20 protein-coding genes are annotated in these 15,458 nt (G+C 65.2%); 12 read left to right on the forward strand and 8 right to left on the reverse strand.

Going from position 1 to position 15,458, the window contains the following annotated elements; all coding sequences use genetic code 11:
- Positions 1 to 115: 115 nt before the first annotated feature.
- The 5 genes from L0976_RS03545 to L0976_RS03565 all read left to right on the forward strand — a co-directional run bounded on the left by L0976_RS03545 (position 116) and on the right by L0976_RS03565 (position 3,742).
- Complete coding sequence (locus tag L0976_RS03545; protein WP_234186138.1) at positions 116 to 316, forward strand: hypothetical protein; 201 nt, start codon at positions 116 to 118, stop codon at positions 314 to 316.
- Between the two features lie 82 nt (positions 317 to 398).
- On the forward strand, positions 399 to 1,568 hold the full coding sequence (locus L0976_RS03550; RefSeq protein ID WP_234186140.1) for a PQQ-dependent sugar dehydrogenase: 1,170 nt from the start codon (positions 399 to 401) through the stop codon (positions 1,566 to 1,568).
- Between the two features lie 85 nt (positions 1,569 to 1,653).
- Complete coding sequence (locus L0976_RS03555; protein WP_234186148.1) at positions 1,654 to 2,556, forward strand: DMT family transporter; 903 nt, start codon at positions 1,654 to 1,656, stop codon at positions 2,554 to 2,556.
- Positions 2,557 to 2,970: 414 nt separating this feature from the next.
- Positions 2,971 to 3,186 carry a cold-shock protein gene (locus tag L0976_RS03560; protein ID WP_023515606.1) on the forward strand — a complete coding sequence of 72 codons (216 nt, stop codon included), beginning with the start codon at positions 2,971 to 2,973 and terminating at the stop codon, positions 3,184 to 3,186.
- Positions 3,187 to 3,322: 136 nt separating this feature from the next.
- Positions 3,323 to 3,742 carry a BA14K family protein gene (locus tag L0976_RS03565; RefSeq protein WP_203319519.1) on the forward strand — a complete coding sequence of 140 codons (420 nt, stop codon included), beginning with the start codon at positions 3,323 to 3,325 and terminating at the stop codon, positions 3,740 to 3,742.
- 84 nt (positions 3,743 to 3,826) lie between these two features.
- Here L0976_RS03565 and L0976_RS03570 read toward each other — a convergent pair whose 3' ends face one another.
- From L0976_RS03570 to L0976_RS03580, 3 genes are all read right to left on the reverse strand, one after another.
- Entirely contained in the window at positions 3,827 to 4,468 is a 642-nt protein-coding gene (locus L0976_RS03570) for an MBL fold metallo-hydrolase (protein WP_234186211.1), read from the reverse strand.
- Positions 4,469 to 4,542: 74 nt separating this feature from the next.
- Positions 4,543 to 4,707, reverse strand: a complete 165-nt coding sequence (locus L0976_RS03575; RefSeq protein ID WP_203319520.1) for a hypothetical protein — start codon at positions 4,705 to 4,707, stop codon at positions 4,543 to 4,545.
- A 136-nt stretch (positions 4,708 to 4,843) separates the two neighbouring features.
- Positions 4,844 to 5,344, reverse strand: coding sequence for an Lrp/AsnC family transcriptional regulator (locus L0976_RS03580; protein WP_234186150.1), 501 nt, complete (start codon positions 5,342 to 5,344; stop codon positions 4,844 to 4,846).
- Between the two features lie 87 nt (positions 5,345 to 5,431).
- Between L0976_RS03580 and hppD the strand changes: the two genes are divergently transcribed.
- Entirely contained in the window at positions 5,432 to 6,535 is a 1,104-nt protein-coding gene (hppD, locus tag L0976_RS03585) for a 4-hydroxyphenylpyruvate dioxygenase (protein ID WP_234186152.1), read from the forward strand.
- Between the two features lie 245 nt (positions 6,536 to 6,780).
- Positions 6,781 to 7,050 carry a hypothetical protein gene (locus L0976_RS03590; protein WP_203319523.1) on the forward strand — a complete coding sequence of 90 codons (270 nt, stop codon included), beginning with the start codon at positions 6,781 to 6,783 and terminating at the stop codon, positions 7,048 to 7,050.
- 61 nt (positions 7,051 to 7,111) lie between these two features.
- Here L0976_RS03590 and L0976_RS03595 read toward each other — a convergent pair whose 3' ends face one another.
- Complete coding sequence (locus tag L0976_RS03595; RefSeq protein WP_234186155.1) at positions 7,112 to 8,002, reverse strand: branched-chain amino acid aminotransferase; 891 nt, start codon at positions 8,000 to 8,002, stop codon at positions 7,112 to 7,114.
- Positions 8,003 to 8,271: 269 nt separating this feature from the next.
- Between L0976_RS03595 and L0976_RS03600 the strand changes: the two genes are divergently transcribed.
- The 3 genes from L0976_RS03600 to L0976_RS03610 are packed head-to-tail and all read left to right on the forward strand — an operon-like array spanning position 8,272 to position 10,894.
- A complete protein-coding gene (locus tag L0976_RS03600) occupies positions 8,272 to 8,748 on the forward strand; it encodes a MarR family winged helix-turn-helix transcriptional regulator (protein WP_233290803.1) in 477 nt (158 codons plus the stop codon).
- Between the two features lie 24 nt (positions 8,749 to 8,772).
- Positions 8,773 to 9,480, forward strand: a complete 708-nt coding sequence (locus L0976_RS03605; protein ID WP_203319525.1) for a response regulator — start codon at positions 8,773 to 8,775, stop codon at positions 9,478 to 9,480.
- 31 nt (positions 9,481 to 9,511) lie between these two features.
- A complete protein-coding gene (locus L0976_RS03610; RefSeq protein WP_234186156.1) occupies positions 9,512 to 10,894 on the forward strand; it encodes an ATP-binding protein in 1,383 nt (460 codons plus the stop codon).
- Here L0976_RS03610 and L0976_RS03615 read toward each other — a convergent pair whose 3' ends face one another.
- The 4 genes from L0976_RS03615 to L0976_RS03630 form a co-directional block, all read right to left on the reverse strand.
- Positions 10,895 to 11,236: a tRNA-binding protein gene (locus tag L0976_RS03615; RefSeq protein WP_203319527.1), complete on the reverse strand. Its 342-nt coding sequence runs from the start codon at positions 11,234 to 11,236 to the stop codon at positions 10,895 to 10,897.
- 17 nt (positions 11,237 to 11,253) lie between these two features.
- Entirely contained in the window at positions 11,254 to 12,072 is an 819-nt protein-coding gene (gene proC, locus L0976_RS03620) for a pyrroline-5-carboxylate reductase (protein ID WP_203319528.1), read from the reverse strand.
- 2 nt (positions 12,073 to 12,074) lie between these two features.
- Positions 12,075 to 12,575, reverse strand: coding sequence for a YbjN domain-containing protein (locus L0976_RS03625; RefSeq protein ID WP_064330750.1), 501 nt, complete (start codon positions 12,573 to 12,575; stop codon positions 12,075 to 12,077).
- A 391-nt stretch (positions 12,576 to 12,966) separates the two neighbouring features.
- A complete protein-coding gene (locus L0976_RS03630) occupies positions 12,967 to 13,224 on the reverse strand; it encodes an accessory factor UbiK family protein (RefSeq protein WP_203319529.1) in 258 nt (85 codons plus the stop codon).
- A gap of 238 nt (positions 13,225 to 13,462) precedes the next feature.
- On the opposite strand from L0976_RS03630, the gene lgt reads away from it, so the two are divergent.
- Positions 13,463 to 14,275, forward strand: a complete 813-nt coding sequence (gene lgt / locus L0976_RS03635; protein WP_370643568.1) for a prolipoprotein diacylglyceryl transferase — start codon at positions 13,463 to 13,465, stop codon at positions 14,273 to 14,275.
- Positions 14,276 to 14,290: 15 nt separating this feature from the next.
- Positions 14,291 to 15,391 (forward strand): class I SAM-dependent methyltransferase, encoded by a 1,101-nt coding sequence (locus L0976_RS03640; RefSeq protein ID WP_234186158.1) that lies wholly within the window; start codon positions 14,291 to 14,293, stop codon positions 15,389 to 15,391.
- Positions 15,392 to 15,458: the final 67 nt, after the last annotated feature.

Consider the following 15,458-nt stretch of genomic DNA (forward strand, 5'->3'; position numbering starts at 1 on the left):
CCATATTTTTGCCGCAATAAATGTCGGCCCTTGCCGCAATTCGGTCCTTGTGGCGCCGATTTCGGCAGGCCTTTTCAGTCCCGCAAGAGGAAAAAAGCCAAGACAGGGGATGACGATGTTTCTGGACGAAGACAAGACCGCCGGCACGCCGAAGGCCCGCGAATCGCGCGCCATGTTCCTGATCGCCATGACGGCGCTCGCCGCCTGCGTGGTCATGGTCGTCAGCCTGATCTCGCCGCCGGCCGTCGCCATCGACACGATCAAGACCTCCGGCATCCCGGCCGCGGCCTCGCAGCTCGACACCACGCAAAAGTGACCCCGTCCCCCGCATCCTCCCCGGAACGCCCCTTGAAAGCCGGTCGCCGGTGGTCCAGTTAACGGGCAAAGGGGAGACGACGATGCGGCGGGAAAAAAGCGATTTGAAGGGCCTTGTGAAAGGCGCGGCGATAGCGATCCTCCTGGCCGTCGCGCTGTCTCCCGCCCCCTCGGCCGCACAGACCCGCGAGTTCCCCAGCAAGAAGGCGACCCTGGCCATCGAGACGCTGGTGACCGGCCTGAAACAGCCATGGTCCGTAGAAGTGCTGCCGGATGGCGGCTATCTGGTTTCCGAAAAGGGCGGCACGCTCCGCCTCGTGCGCAACGGCCGGATCTCCGCGCCGATCACCGGCGTGCCGGAAGTGGCGACGAACGGCCAGGGCGGCCTGCTCGACATCGCGCTCGCACCCGACTTCGCCACCAGCCGCCTCCTCTATCTTACGTATAGCGCCCGCGGCGACGGCGGCGCCGGCACGGCCGTCGCCCGGGCACGGCTGTCGGACGACGGCACGACGCTCGAGGAGACCGCCCGCATCTTCCTGATGAACCGCCTGTCCACGCGCGGCGAGCATTTCGGCTCGCGCATCGCAATCGCAAAGGACGGCAGCCTGTTCTTCGGCATCGGCGACCGCGGCGAGGGCGAGCGCGCGCAGGATCCGCGCGACCATGCCGGCGCCATCCTGCATATCAACCCGGACGGCAGCCCCCATGCCGCCAACCCCTTCCTCGGCACATCCGAGGGCCTTGCGGAAATCTGGTCGAAGGGCCACCGCAACCCGCAGGGGCTGACCATCGACCCGAAGGACGGCACGCTGCTTTCGGCCGAGCACGGCGCGCGCGGCGGCGACGAGATCAACAACCCGCAACCCGGCCGCAACTACGGCTGGCCGCTCGTCTCCTACGGGCGGCACTATTCCGGCGCGGAGTTCGACCTCGGCTCGTCCGCCGCCGGCTACGAGGCGCCGCTTTATTACTGGGATCCGTCCATCGCGCCGGGCGCCATCGCCGTCTACCGCGGCGCCATGTTCCCCGAATGGGACGGCAACCTGATCGTCGCCGCGCTGAAATACCGGCTCGTCGCCCGCCTGGAACGCGACGAAGGCGGCGCCATCCTGTCCGAGGAACGCCTGTTCGGCGGCGAGTTCGGCCGTATCCGCGACGTGGTCGTGGCGCCGGACGGCGCCCTGCTTCTTCTGACGGACGGCGCGGATGGCGCCCTCCTGCGCGTCTCCCGGTCCACGACGACGAACTGACCTCCTCCCTTGCCTTGCCATCGCGCACCTGCTAGCAGGGCGCAAGGCGCATCCGCGCCGCTTTCCTCCCATCAGGGCTTGAGACATGACGCGCGTTCAGGCGAACCTTCTCCTGTTGCTGGCCGGCGCCATCTGGGGCGCGGGCTTCATCGCCCAGTCCACGGCGATGAAATCGCTCGGCCCCGTCTGGTTCATCGGCCTGCGCTTTGCCGTCGCCACGCTCGTCGCCCTCCCCTTCGCGCTGTGGGAGAAGGCGCGCGCGACGAGCCCGTTGCGGCGGAGCGATCTTGCCGGCTTCGTGCTGACCGGCATCGCGCTTTTCGCCGCCGCCGCCTTCCAGCAGGTCGGCCTGCTGACCACGACCGTCACCAATTCCGGCTTCCTCACCGGCCTCTACGTCGTCTTCACGCCGATCCTGACCGTGCTGGTGCTGCGCCGCCGGCCGCACTGGATCGTCTGGCCCGCCGCCTTCATGGCCTCCTTCGGCATTTTCCTCCTGTCGGGCGGCACGCTCGCCGCGCTGACGCTCGGCGACATGCTGACGATCTTCTGCGCCGTGCTCTGGTCCGTCCAGATGATCTGCGTCGGCGTCTTCTCCGGCCGCTCCGGCCGGCCGCTGGCTCTCTCGCTCGTGCAATTCTTCGTCTGCGCCGTCGTCGGCTGCGGCGCAGGCCTGCTGTTCGAGCCCGTCAGCCTTGCCGCAATCAGCGGCGCGCTGCCGGAAATCCTCTATGCCGGCCTCTTTTCGAGCGGGGTCGCCTTCATCTTCCAGAACGTCGCCCAGCGCTACACGACGGCGCCGCAGGCCGCCATCTTCCTGTCGAGCGAAGCGCTGTTCGCAGCGCTGTTCGGCGTGCTGCTGCTCGGCGAGACGATCAGTCCCGCCGGCTATGCGGGCTGCGCCATCATCTTCCTTGCCATGCTGGCGGTTGAACTCGTGCCCGAACTCCTGCGCCCGCGGCGCGCGGTCACGCCCGTGGAAGCATGAAACGGACGTTGCACCGCGTTCTTCTTCGGCTCTGCAATATAGGTTGTACAGGAACGCCCGGGAGCCCGTAGAAGCTGGGGCTTTTTTCGGCAATCGCCCGGAATTTGACCAAAGTGAGGCGCCTCCAACGCGCATCAAAACTTTTGCTTGCCAATTTCACGCAAACACATCACTCTTGCTCCGTTCGGGCAATTTGCGAACACGGGAAGACCTTGAATAAAAGCGCGCCGGAGACGCGAAACAATTCCGGGCAGCCAACATCTGGATGGTCCTCGTGACCTTGTGGTTGGCTGGCTGCGGTGAAAACAGGACCCTTTCCTCAACCTCGAGAACTGCCTGCCTAACGCCCCTCGGGGCAAAACTGATATGCTGCCCGCCGCCAAATATACGGGCAGAGAGCAAAGGACCTGACGCATGGCCGAAACTGGCATCGTAAAATTCTTCAACACCGAGAAGGGCTTTGGCTTCATCAAGCCCGACAACGGTGGTGCGGATATCTTCGTACATATTTCCGCTGTGCAGGCTTCCGGCCTGAACGGCCTTTCCGAAAACCAGAAGGTAAGCTTCGACACGGAACCCGATCGCCGCGGCAAAGGCCCGAAGGCGGTCAACCTGCAGATCGCCGGCTGATCCGGCACTTTCAGGATTTTCAAGTTGGAGCCCGGCAGCAATGCCGGGTTTTTTCGTTCAGCCTCCGTTCAGCCGCAGTCTTCTAGTTTGCTGACGTCATCGACCGGCAGAAGCCGGCGTTCAAAGGAACGACGTCATGAACAAAGTCATCAAAGCTCTCGTGCTTTCCGCCGCTGTCGCCGCCACGACGCTCACCGCGACCGCTGGCATCGCCCAGGCGCGCGACCGCGACGGCTATTGGGGTCCCCGCCCCTATCCCCGTCATCATCATCGCAACAACGACGCCCTCGTCGGCGGTGCGATCGGCCTTGCCACCGGCATGATCATCGGCGGCGCGATCGCCTCCCAGCCGCGCTACGAGGAACGCCGCGTCTATGTCGAGCCGGATTACTATCCGGAACCCGAGCGCCGCGTGATCTACCGCCCGGCCCCGAGCTACGAGCCCTGGACGCAGTCCTGGTATCGCTACTGCTCGCAGCGCTACCGCTCGTTCGACCCGAACAGCGGCACCTTCGTCGGCTATGACGGCCGCGAGCATTTCTGCACGGCCGGCTGAGTTCGGCGTGTAGACGGAAAAAGGCGGGCGCCGCGCGGCGCCCGCCTTTTCCTTTCGCAGGAAGCCTGCAAGTCTGTGTGACGCTCAGAGCCCGCGCAGGAACGGATTGGTCCGGCGCTCCTCGCCGATCTTGCCGCCCGGCCCGTGGCCGCAGAGGAAACCCACCTCGTCGCCCAGCGGAAACACCTTGTCGCGGATCGATTCCAGAAGCTGCTGGTGGTTGCCGCCCGGCAGGTCCGTGCGCCCGATCGAGCCCTGGAAGAGCACGTCGCCGAGATGGGCGAAGCCCTGGCCGCGGTTGAAGTAGATCACATGCCCCGGCGCATGGCCGGGCGTGTGGTAGACCTCGAATTCATGATCGCCGAAGGACACGGTGTCGCCATCCTCCAGCCAGCGGTCCGGCACGACATTGCTCACTTTCATCGGCACGCCGAACATCGAGGCCTGCGCCTCAAGGCGCTGCAGCAGCGGGAGATCGTCCTTGTGCGGGCCGATGATGTCGATGCCGAGCGCGCCCTTCAGTTCCTTCGCGCCGCCGGCATGGTCGATATGGCCGTGCGTCAGCCAGATCGCCTTCAGGCTGATGCCGTTGTCCTTCACCGTCTGGAGGATCACATCGACGTCGCCGCCGGGATCGACGACCACGCCTTCCTTCGTCTCCGTGTCGAAGAGGATGGTGCAGTTCTGCTGGAAGGGAGTGACGGGAATGATGCCCGCCTGAAGCATGCCCATGGTATCCTCGCTCGGTTGCGCACGTCGCTCCCCTATAGCCGCAAGCGCGCGGGAAGACCAAGCGCCAACTAGCGAAGGCTCGCGATCTCCTGCGCGGCGTCGGTGGCGAGCGTCGGGGAGACGGTGGAGAAGAGAAGCACCGCGACCGCGACGTTGAAGGCGGCGTAGAGATAGACGACCGGGCGGAGGCGGGCGGCGACCGGGTTCTGCGGCTTGGAGGCGTTGGCTTGCATGTCCTGTTCCTGATGGTATCGGCCGCGGCGGCAGCCGTCATGTTCCGTTGTCGATCGCCCCTATAACGGCGCGGGAATCCGGCCAGTTCCAACGAAAAGGAAGAGGAGCGCGCGCTGTTGCCCTCCGGCAACAGCCTCAAAGCGGCAGGGCCGTGGTTTCCTTCAGCGTGTCGAGCACGATGGCCGTCTTGACGTGCGAGACGGATTCGTGCGGCAGCAGCACGTCGTTGACGAAGGCCGAAAGCGCCTTCAGGTTCGGCACGACGACCTTGATGATGTAGTCCATCTCCCCCGTCAGCGAATAGGCCTCCAGCACTTCCGGCAGGTTGGAGATCAGCCGCGCGAAGCGCACCGCATTGTCGCGATTGTGCGTGGAAAGCGTCACCGTCACCACGATCACGATGCCGAGATCGAGCTTCTCCCGGTCAAGCTCGGCCCGGTAGGCCCGGATGATCCCCTCCTCCTCCAGCCGTATGCGCCGGCGCGAACATTGCGAGGCCGAAAGATTGATGCGCTCCGAAAGCTCGTTGTTCGTCAGGCGCGCATCCTCCTGCAAATGCGCGAGCAGCCTGCGGTCGAAGGCGTCGATATGCACGGTTTTCCCTCCATTTGGTAATTTCACGCACGAACATCGCATCGATTTGCCAAAGATCAAGCACTATGCACGCACATTGCATGAAAACCGCGCCATACTTGCCTTACATCAAGTCGAGGAGGACGAACGATGGGCCCTTTCCCGCATGACGCACCGCCGGCCGAGATCAGCGCGGAAAACCCGGCCGGCACCGACGGCTTCGAGTTCGTCGAGTTCGCCCATCCCGAGCCGGAAAAGCTGGAGGCGCTCTTCGCCCGGATGGGCTACAGCAAGGTCGCCACGCACCGCACCAAGGCGATCTCCGTCTGGCGCCAGGGCGACATCAACTACCTCGTCAATGCCGAGCCCGGCTCCCATGCCATGACGTTCACCGGGCTGCACGGCCCCTGCGCCGCCTCCATGGCCTGGCGCGTGGTCGATGCGAAACACGCTTTCGAGCACGCCGTCTCCAGAGGCGCGACGCCCTATGAAGGCGACGACAAGGCGCTCGACGTGCCCGCCATCGTCGGCATCGGCGGCTCGCTGCTCTATTTCGTCGAGACATACGGCGCCAGGGGCTCGGCCTATGACGCCGAATTTGAATGGACCGGCGCGCGCGATCCGATGCCGGAAGGCGTCGGCTTCTACTATCTCGACCACCTGACCCACAACGTCTATCGTGGCAACATGGACAAGTGGTGGGATTTCTACCGCGAGCTCTTCGGCTTCAGGCAGATCCACTTCTTCGACATCGACGGCCGCATCACCGGCCTCGTCTCGCGCGCCATCACCTCGCCCTGCGGCAAGATCCGCATCCCCCTGAACGAATCCAAGGACGAGACGAGCCAGATTGTCGAGTACCTGAAGAAGTACAAGGGCGAAGGCATCCAGCACATCGCCGTCGGCACGGATGCGATCTACGACGCGACCGACAGGCTGGCCGACAACGGCCTGAAATTCATGCCCGGCCCGCCGGACAACTACTATGACCGCTCCTATGTGCGCGTCGTCGGCCATGAGGAGCCGGTCGAACGTATGAAGAAGCACGGCATCCTGATCGACGGCGAAGGTGTCGTCGATGGCGGCATGACGAAGATCCTGCTCCAGATCTTCTCCAAGACCGTGATCGGCCCGATCTTCTTCGAGTTCATCCAGCGCAAGGGCGACGAAGGCTTCGGCGAGGGCAATTTCCGCGCGCTCTTCGAGAGCATCGAGGAAGACCAGATCCGCAGGGGCGTCATCGCAGCAGAATAACAACCGCGGCAACCAAGCCATGCGGGGAAGGAGGAGGCGGTCGCGATGCGGCCGCCTCTTTTCGTCCGGCGAAACTCCGGTGCAAGGACTGCACGGGCAAATTGACAGACTTCAAAATTGCCAGCACGCTGCGGGTGCCGAATCTTTCGGCAACGGAGTCGCGGGCTCCAGACCGCACTCTGGCAGCAAGACAACGTGTCCGGCCGCGGCATTTCCTGTCCGGCGGACCATTCGGAGGGGAAGTCATGGAAGCATTGATGCCCATCGTCACACAGCTCATCGCCGGCGCGGTCGGCGGCAATGTCGCGGGCGCCGCCCTGAAACAGGCTGCCGTGAGCGTGGTCGTGCGGACCATCGTCGGCGCAATCGGGGGCGTCGGCGGCGGCCTTCTCCTGCAGATGGTCGGCGGTGAAGCCGGCCTTTCCGGCCTCGTCGCCAACGGCATCGGCGGCCTTGTCGGCGGCGGCGTGCTGACGGCCATCGTCGGCGCGGTGCTCGGCAAGAAGCCGGCCTGAGCGCAAGCAAAAAGGCGGCCCGAAAGGGCCGCCCGTCTTTCGGGCAAGCGCAGGGCCGCGCTTACTCGGCGGCGGCCGCGGCGGCCGGATAGACTTCCTTCATGTAGTCGTTCATCAGCGTTTCGCAGATCGCGCCCGGCGTGAAGCGGTAAGGACCGATTTCGGATACCGGCGTCACTTCGGCGGCGGAGCCCGTGAGGAAGCATTCGGAGAAGCCGGACAGCTCTTCCGGCATGATCGCCCGCTCGACGATCTCGAAGCCGCGACGCTTGGCGAGTTCGATGACCGTGCGGCGCGTGATGCCGTCGAGGAAGCAGTCCGGAACCGGCGTGTGGATGACGCCGTCCTTGACGAAGAAGATGTTGGCGCCGGTCGCCTCGGCCACCTGGCCGCGATAGTCCAGCATCATCGCATCCGCATAGCCTTTGGCCTCGGCGGCGTGCTTGGAGATCGTGCAGATCATGTAGAGGCCGGCAGCCTTGGACTTCGACGGCGCGGTCCTCGGATCGGGGCGGCGGTATTCGGCAATGTCGAGGCGGATGCCCTTCAACTTCTCGGCCGGGTTGAAGTAGCTGCCCCATTGCCAGATGGCGATGGCGACGTTGATCCGGTTGTTCTGCGCCGAAACGCCCATCATCTCCGAGCCGCGCCAGGCGATCGGGCGCACATAGGCTTCCGAGAAGCCCTGGCGCTTGAGAAGCTCCACGCTCGCCGCATCCAGTTCTTCCACGCTGTAGGGAATCTTGAAGCCGAGGATCTCGGCCGAATTGTGCAGACGCCGGTTGTGCTCCGTCAGCTTGAAGATGCGCCCGCCATAGGCGCGCTCGCCCTCGAACACCGCGCTTGCATAGTGCAGGCCGTGCGTCAGGACATGGATCTTCGCATCCTTCCAGTCGACGAATTCGTCGTTGAACCAGATTTGACCGTCCAGTTGGTCGAAGGGAACTGCCATGGTGTCATCCTCCGGCGCTTTCGCGCCATTCTTTCAAGTTGATTGTTTCGCCTGTTACGGTCTAACCAGAGACGGACAGGAATACCCGGTCAGGATGGCAATCCGGAAGGGGCATGGGAAAAACACCCGGCATCTTCGGCGCCCGGGGACCGTATTTGCGCGGGGACCGTAACAAGGACGGAAAAATATGTCAACAAAGCTGACATATTTTGCTATAAATTACGCGGAGACGGCAAGGCATGAAAGGAAATGACAACGTGGCCCGACAGATGCCGGAGAAAATCGGCGAGACCGCGCTGCACGAGGACGCCATGACGGGCGACGGCCGCATCGACTTCGAGATCATCGAGGGCCTGTTCTTCGCCTATCGCGACTTCATTTCCGATCCGGACGCCATTCTGGAAAAGAGCGGCTTCGGCCGCGCCCACCACCGCGTCGTCCACTTCGTCAACCGCGAGCCCGGCATGACCGTCGCCGACCTGCTCGACACGCTGAAGATCACCAAGCAGAGCCTCGCCCGCGTCTTGAAGCAGCTCATCGATTCCGGCTATATCCAGCAGGTGGCAGGCCCCGAGGACCGCCGCCAGCGCAAGCTCTATCCGACACGGGCGGGACGCGAGCTCGCCCTTGCGCTCGCCGAGCCGCAATCCCGCCGCATCGCCCGTGCATTCGAGGAGATGAATGCGGGGGACCGAAGAGTGGTGATCCGCTTCCTCACCGGCATGCAGAACGCCCGGAACGATTGAGAAACTGACCTGGAGGTGAAGACGATGACCGCGGCCGGTACACCCTCCGACGATGCATCCCATCTTCTCGTCGTCGACGACGACACCCGCATCCGCGATCTCCTGAACCGCTACCTGATGGCAGAAGGCTTTCGCGTCACCGTCGCGGGAGACGCCGACGAGGCGAGGCGCAAGCTGCGCGGCCTCGATTTCGACCTCATCGTCATGGACGTGATGATGCCGGGCGAAAGCGGCCTCTCGCTGACGAAGAGCCTGCGCGAGATCCGCCCCGTGCCGATCCTGATGCTGACGGCGCTCGCCGAATCCAATGCGCGCATCGAGGGCCTGGAGGCCGGCGCGGACGACTATCTCTCCAAACCCTTCGAGCCGCGCGAACTCGTCCTGCGCATCAACAACATCCTCAAGCGCAACGCCGCGCCCGCCACGCCGAAGATCGAGCAGGTCATGTTCGGACCCTACACCTTCTCCATCGTGCGCAAGGAGCTGAAGCGCGGCAGCGACCCGATCCGCCTTACCGACCGCGAGCAGGAGATCATGCTGCTCTTTTCTCTGCGCGCCGGCGAGACCATCCCGCGCCACGAGCTGATCGGCGAGGAGACCGAGGTCGGCGAGCGCACGATCGACGTGCAGATCAACCGCCTGCGCCGCAAGATCGAGGACGATCCGTCCAATCCCGTCTGGCTGCAGACGGTGCGCGGCATCGGCTACCGCCTGAGCGTGGAACAGGGCTGACCGTGCGGCGGCCGGCGGAAGGCGCGATCCGATGAACACCCTGGAGACGCTGCGGCGGGACCTCGAACGCGCACCGCTCGCCGGCTGGAGGCGCTTTGCCCGCTGGCTCCGCCGTCGCATGCCGACGGGCCTCTATGCCCGGTCGCTGCTCATCATCATCATCCCGATGGTGCTGCTCCAGGCGGTGGTGGCCTTCGTCTTCATGGAGCGCCACTGGCAGCTCGTCACCCAGCGCCTGTCCCAGGCCGTCACCCGCGACATCGCCGCCATCATCGACCTCATCGAGACCTACCCGGAAGACCAGACCTACGCCCAGGTCATCCGCATCGCCCGCGAGCGGCTGGACCTCATCGTCTCGGTCGAGGCCGGCACGGAGCTGCCGCCGCCGCGCCGCAAGCCCTTCTTCAACATCCTCGACGAGATCCTCAGCGACGAGATCGTCCGCCAGATCCGCCGCCCCTTCTGGATCGATACGGTCGGCGACAGCGGCGTCGTGGAGGTCCGCATCCTGCTCGACAAGAAGGTGCTGCGCGTCTACGCCCGCCGCAACCAGGCCTACGCCTCGAATACCCATATCTTCCTGCTGTGGATGGTCGGCACGTCGCTCGTGCTGATCGGCATCTCCATCCTGTTCCTGCGCGGCCAGATCCGCCCGATTCTTGCGCTGGCACAGGCGGCCGAGAGCTTCGGCAAGGGCCAGAAGATGCCCGAGAACTTCGCCCCGCGCGGCGCCGACGAGGTCCGTCGCGCCGGCCTTGCCTTCATCCTCATGCGCGAGCGCATCGAGCGGCAGATGGAACAGCGCACCGCCATGCTGACCGGCGTCAGCCACGACCTGCGCACCATCCTCACCCGCTTCAAGCTGCAGCTCGCGCTTGCCGGCGACAACCCGGAACTCCAGGCGCTCCACAAGGACGTGGCGGACATGCAGAGCATGCTCGAAGGCTATCTCTCCTTCGCGCGGGGGGATGCGGAGGAAGACGTCGGGGAACTGCGGCTTTCCGACCTCTTCGAGCGGTTCGCCATGGAGGCCGAGTTGCATGACCGCGGCTTCACCAGCGACATCGACGGCGACGACGAGGTTCTGGCCCGGCCGAACGCCTTCAGCCGCCTCGTCGGCAACCTGGTCTCGAACGCCTTCCGCTATGCGAAAAATGTGCGCGTGGAAGCCCGGCGCAATGCCAAATGGCTGACGATCACCGTGGACGACGACGGGCCGGGCATTCCCGAGCGCTCGCGCGACGACGTGTTCAAGCCCTTCTTCCGCCTCGACGAGGCACGCAATCTCGATGCGTCCGGCACCGGCCTCGGCCTTGCCATCGCGCGCGACATCGCCCGCAGCCATGGCGGCGACGTCACGCTGTCGGATAGTCCGATGGGTGGGCTGAGGGCAACGGTCCGCGTTCCCGCGTGATCAGCACATCTTCTTGCCGTTCGGCACCGGATGGTCGACGCCGGCCAGCACGATCGCGCCGTTCTCGTCCTCGAAGCCGAGCGTCAGCACTTCCGAGCGCACCGGACCGATCTGGCGCGGCGGGAAGTTGACGACGGCGAGCACCTGCCGGCCGACGAGTTCTTCGAGCGTATAGTGCACGGTGATCTGCGCCGACGACTTCTTCACGCCGATCCCGGGGCCGAAATCGATCTGCAGCTTGTAGGCCGGCTTGCGCGCCTCCGGGAAGGCAAGCGCCTCCACGATGGTGCCGACACGGATGTCGACCCGTTCGAAATCGGCGTAGGTGATGGTCTCGGTCATGGAAAGTCCTTGCAGGCTCAGCCCGCCAGTTCCTCGGCGCGCTTGCGGGCGCTCGCGATCGCCTTGTCGAAGAGCGGCTGCATGCCGTCCTCGGCCATCAGCACGGCGAGCGCGGCGGCGGTGGTGCCGCCGGGCGAGGTCACGTTCTGGCGCAGGCGGCTGGCGTCGTCGGGGGACTGGTGAAGCAGTTCACCAGCCCCCGCGACAGTTTCCCGTGCAAGCCGCATGGCGAGGTCCGCCGGCAGGCCGGCTTTGCGGCCCGCCTCTGCCATGCACTCGACGAGATAGAAGACATAGGCCGGCCCGCTGCCCGAGACGGCGGTGACGGCGTCGATGTCGCCTTCGGTGGCGACCCATTCGACCGGGCCGCTGACCTTGAGAAGGGAATGGACGAGATCGCGCTGCGCTTCGGTGACGCGCGCATTGGCGAAGGCGCCGGTGACGCCGCGGCCGATCATCGCCGGCGTGTTCGGCATGGCGCGCACGGTGGCGGCTTCGCCGAGATGGCTTTCGAGATTGGCGATCGTCTTGCCGGCGGCGACGGACACCACGACGGTCTCCGGCCCGACAAGCCCCTTCAGCGGCGGCAGGACCTGGTCCATCACCTGCGGCTTGACGGCGACGAAGAGAACCGCCGCCTTCACGCCCTCGGGCGCGGACGTCTCGTGGCGCGCGCCGTTGTCGGCGATCAGCTTGGCCATGGCCGGCTGCGGGCCGGGATCGATGACGATGACGGAAGAGCCGGAAATGCCGCTCTTCAGCCAGCCGGCGAGCATCGCGCCGCCCATGTTGCCGGCACCGATGAGAACGATGGGACCCGTGGCGGCGACCGGCATGCTCACGCCTCCCCGACCGTCTCGAACAGCACGGCGTCGACGGCGGACTGGGCGTCCATGCCGGACCAGACGACGAACTGGAAGGCCTGGAAATAGGCCTCGCAGGCTTCAAGCGCGCTGGAGAGCAGCACCTCGACCTGCCGGTTGGTGGGCTCGGCCCCGCCGGCCAAAAGCAGCGACTGGCGGAAGATCACGACGTCCTCGCGGCGCCACAGGTCGAAATGCCCCATGAGCACCTGGCCGTTCACATGCGAGAGCAGGCAGTGCACCTCGTTGACGCGGCTTTCGGGAACCTTGATGTCGAAGGCGCAGGCCAGATGCAGCGCCTCGAATTCTTCCATCCAGGAGAAGGAGACGTGGTAATCCGTCCACTTGCCCTCGACGGTCATCGCGATCTCGTCCTCGCCGGACCGCTCGAACGTCCAGTCATTGTTGGCTGCGACGAACTCGATCATGTCGACCGGGTTGGACTGGCGCCCGATATCCAATTCCATAAGGCTCATGCATCACCTTCAAGGCCGGAAGGCATGCGCCATCACGCTCACACACGCGACGCGGCAAACCATACTCCGGATACAACACTGAATGATTGCTCGGCACTACACGCAATCTGGACGACTTACCCTGCCCGAACCTTGCGTTGCCTGTCTCGAATCATCATTTAAAATCAGTGTATAACGGCAGAGTCACGACGCCAGCCCCCGCCTTCCCATTTTCTCCGCCCGGTTGTGGACAGAGGTTGTCAAAAAGATTCAGGTCGAAGGCTTAAGGGACTCTGCGCAAAGAGCTTTTCGCAAGTGTCCACAGGGGTGAAAAATTTATTAAAAAAAACGGTTGGCGCGATGTGAATCACGCCAACCGAGGCTTAAGGGTCGAAACCTGTTCCGAAACGGTTCAGCTACCGGCGGCAAGGCGGGCTTCGAGGGCCTCGATCCGCTTGAGGAGCGCGTCGTTTTCATCGCGCGCCTTGATGGCCATTTCGCGCACCGCCTCGAATTCCTCGCGCTTGACGAGGTCCATGCCGTTGATGAAGCGCTCGGCCTGCGCGCGGAACACGGTCTCGGCTTCCTTGCGCACGCCCTGTGCGGCGCCGGCGGCATCGGTCATCAGCTTGGCGAAGTCGTCGAGAATGCGGTTGGCACCGGTGGTCATGGCCTGCCCTCCTGGGGTGTCGCTGGTCCTTGCGGGCCGTTACCGCCCGCGTCATGCAACTGAGGTAGGGTCTCGCGCGGCCGCTTGCAAGCGGATTCCGGTGGATCGCGGCGCGTCAGGCCGCCGCGCGGCCGCCGATCGCGATTTCCCGCCTTGACCCTGCCGCAAGGCCTCGCCATCTTCCGCGCAAACTAGGAAGACCCGAGCCTTGACGAACATCGCGCAGCTTTTCGCCCTCATGCCCTATCCCGAGATCGATCCGGTCGCCTTCTCGATCGGACCGGTCGACGTGCACTGGTACGGCATCGCCTATGTCGTCGGCATCATGCTCGGCTGGCTCTACGCCCGCAGCCTGATCGAGACGCCGCGGCTATGGGCCGGCGAGGCGCCGATGGCGCGCGCCCAGCTCGACGACTTCCTCGTCTGGGCCGCCGTCGGCATCATCCTCGGCGGCCGCCTCGGCTACATCCTCTTCTACGATTTTCCGAACGTCGCCGCCGACCCGCTGCGCGCCCTGAAGGTCTGGAACGGCGGCATGTCGTTCCACGGCGGCTTTGCCGGCACGACGCTCGCCATGATCCTCTTCGCCCGGCGAAACGGCATCGCGATCTGGAGCCTGTTCGACATCGTCGCCGCCGTGGTGCCGATCGGCCTCTTCTTCGGCCGCATCGCCAACTTCGTCAACGGCGAGCTGTGGGGACGCCTTTCCGATGCGCCCTGGGCCGTTATCTTCCCGGAAGCCGGCCCCTTCGCCCGCCATCCGAGCCAGCTCTACGAGGCCGGCCTGGAGGGTATCGCGCTGCTCGCAATCCTTGCGCTCGCCATCTACCGCTTCGGTGCGCTCAAGCGCCCCGGCCTCGTCACCGGCCTCTTCGTCTGCGGCTACGCGCTCTCGCGCATTACGGTGGAGTTCTTCCGCGAACCGGACCCGCAACTCGGCTATCTCTTCGGCGGCTGGGTCACCATGGGCATGCTGCTGTCGCTGCCCATGCTTCTCGTCGGCCTGTGGGCGATCTTCCGCGCCCGCCCGGCCGAACCCGCCAAGGCCTGAGCGGACAGGACGCCCATGCCGACACCCCTCGCCCGCAAGATAAAGACGCTGATCCGCACCAACGGCCCCATCAGCGTCACCGATTACTTCGCCCTGTGCCTGGCCGATCCCGTCTACGGCTATTACCGCACGCGCGATCCCTTCGGCGAGGCCGGCGATTTCATCACCGCGCCGGAGGTCAGCCAGCTCTTCGGCGAGATGCTCGGCGTCTTCCTCGTCCATGCCTGGCAGAAGCATGGCGCGCCCGAAAATGTGCGCATCGCCGAGATCGGCCCCGGCCGCGGCACGATGATGGCCGACATGCTGCGCGTCATCTCCCGCATCGCCCCGCATCTTTACGAAAGCGCGACGGTCCACCTCGTCGAGACGAGCCCGAAGCTGCGCGCCGTCCAGCAGGAGACGCTGGGCATGCACGCCGCCCGCGCAAGCTGGCACGACAGTTTCGAGGAACTTCCCGAGGGCTTCGTGCTGCTCGCCGCCAACGAACTCTTCGACGCCATCCCGATCCGCCAGTTCATCAAGACGGCCTCCGGCTTCCGCGAGCGCCTGGTCGGCCTCGACGCGAACGACGAACTGACCTTCGCCGCGGGCGTCGCGGGCATCGATCCGGCGCTCTTGCCGGGCCATCACAAGTCGGTCGAAAACGGCACGATCTTCGAGACCGCCCCGGCCCGCGAGGCCGTCATGGCGACGATCGGCGAGCGCATCGCCCGTTTCGGCGGCACGGCGATCATCATCGACTACGGCCACGTCGTCACCGGTTTCGGCGATACGCTGCAGGCCGTCCTGAAGCACGATTTCGACCCGCCGCTCGCCCATCCCGGCGAGGCCGACCTGACGAGCCATGTCGATTTCGAGCGTCTGGCCGGCGCCGCCGTCGCCTCGGGCCTCCATGTGCACGGCATGCTGCACCAGGGCGACTTCCTCGTCGGCCTCGGCATCGGCGAACGCGCCTCCGCCCTCGGCCGCAACCGCGACGAGACGACGCAGCAATCGATCCTGGCCGACGTCGACCGCCTCGCCGGTTCCGGCGCGGGAAAAATGGGCGACCTTTTCAAGGTCTTGGCAGTCGGCAGCGCGCCGCTGGCACTTTTTCCCTTCCGCCAGCCCGATTGACACATCCCGCAAGGCCGGACAACATTCGGCTCGATTTGCCCATGCGTGCCCAGGCGAGATCCTTGCC

The sequence above is a fragment of the Shinella sp. NM-101 genome (assembly GCF_021401195.1).
GTDB lineage: Bacteria > Pseudomonadota > Alphaproteobacteria > Rhizobiales > Rhizobiaceae > Shinella.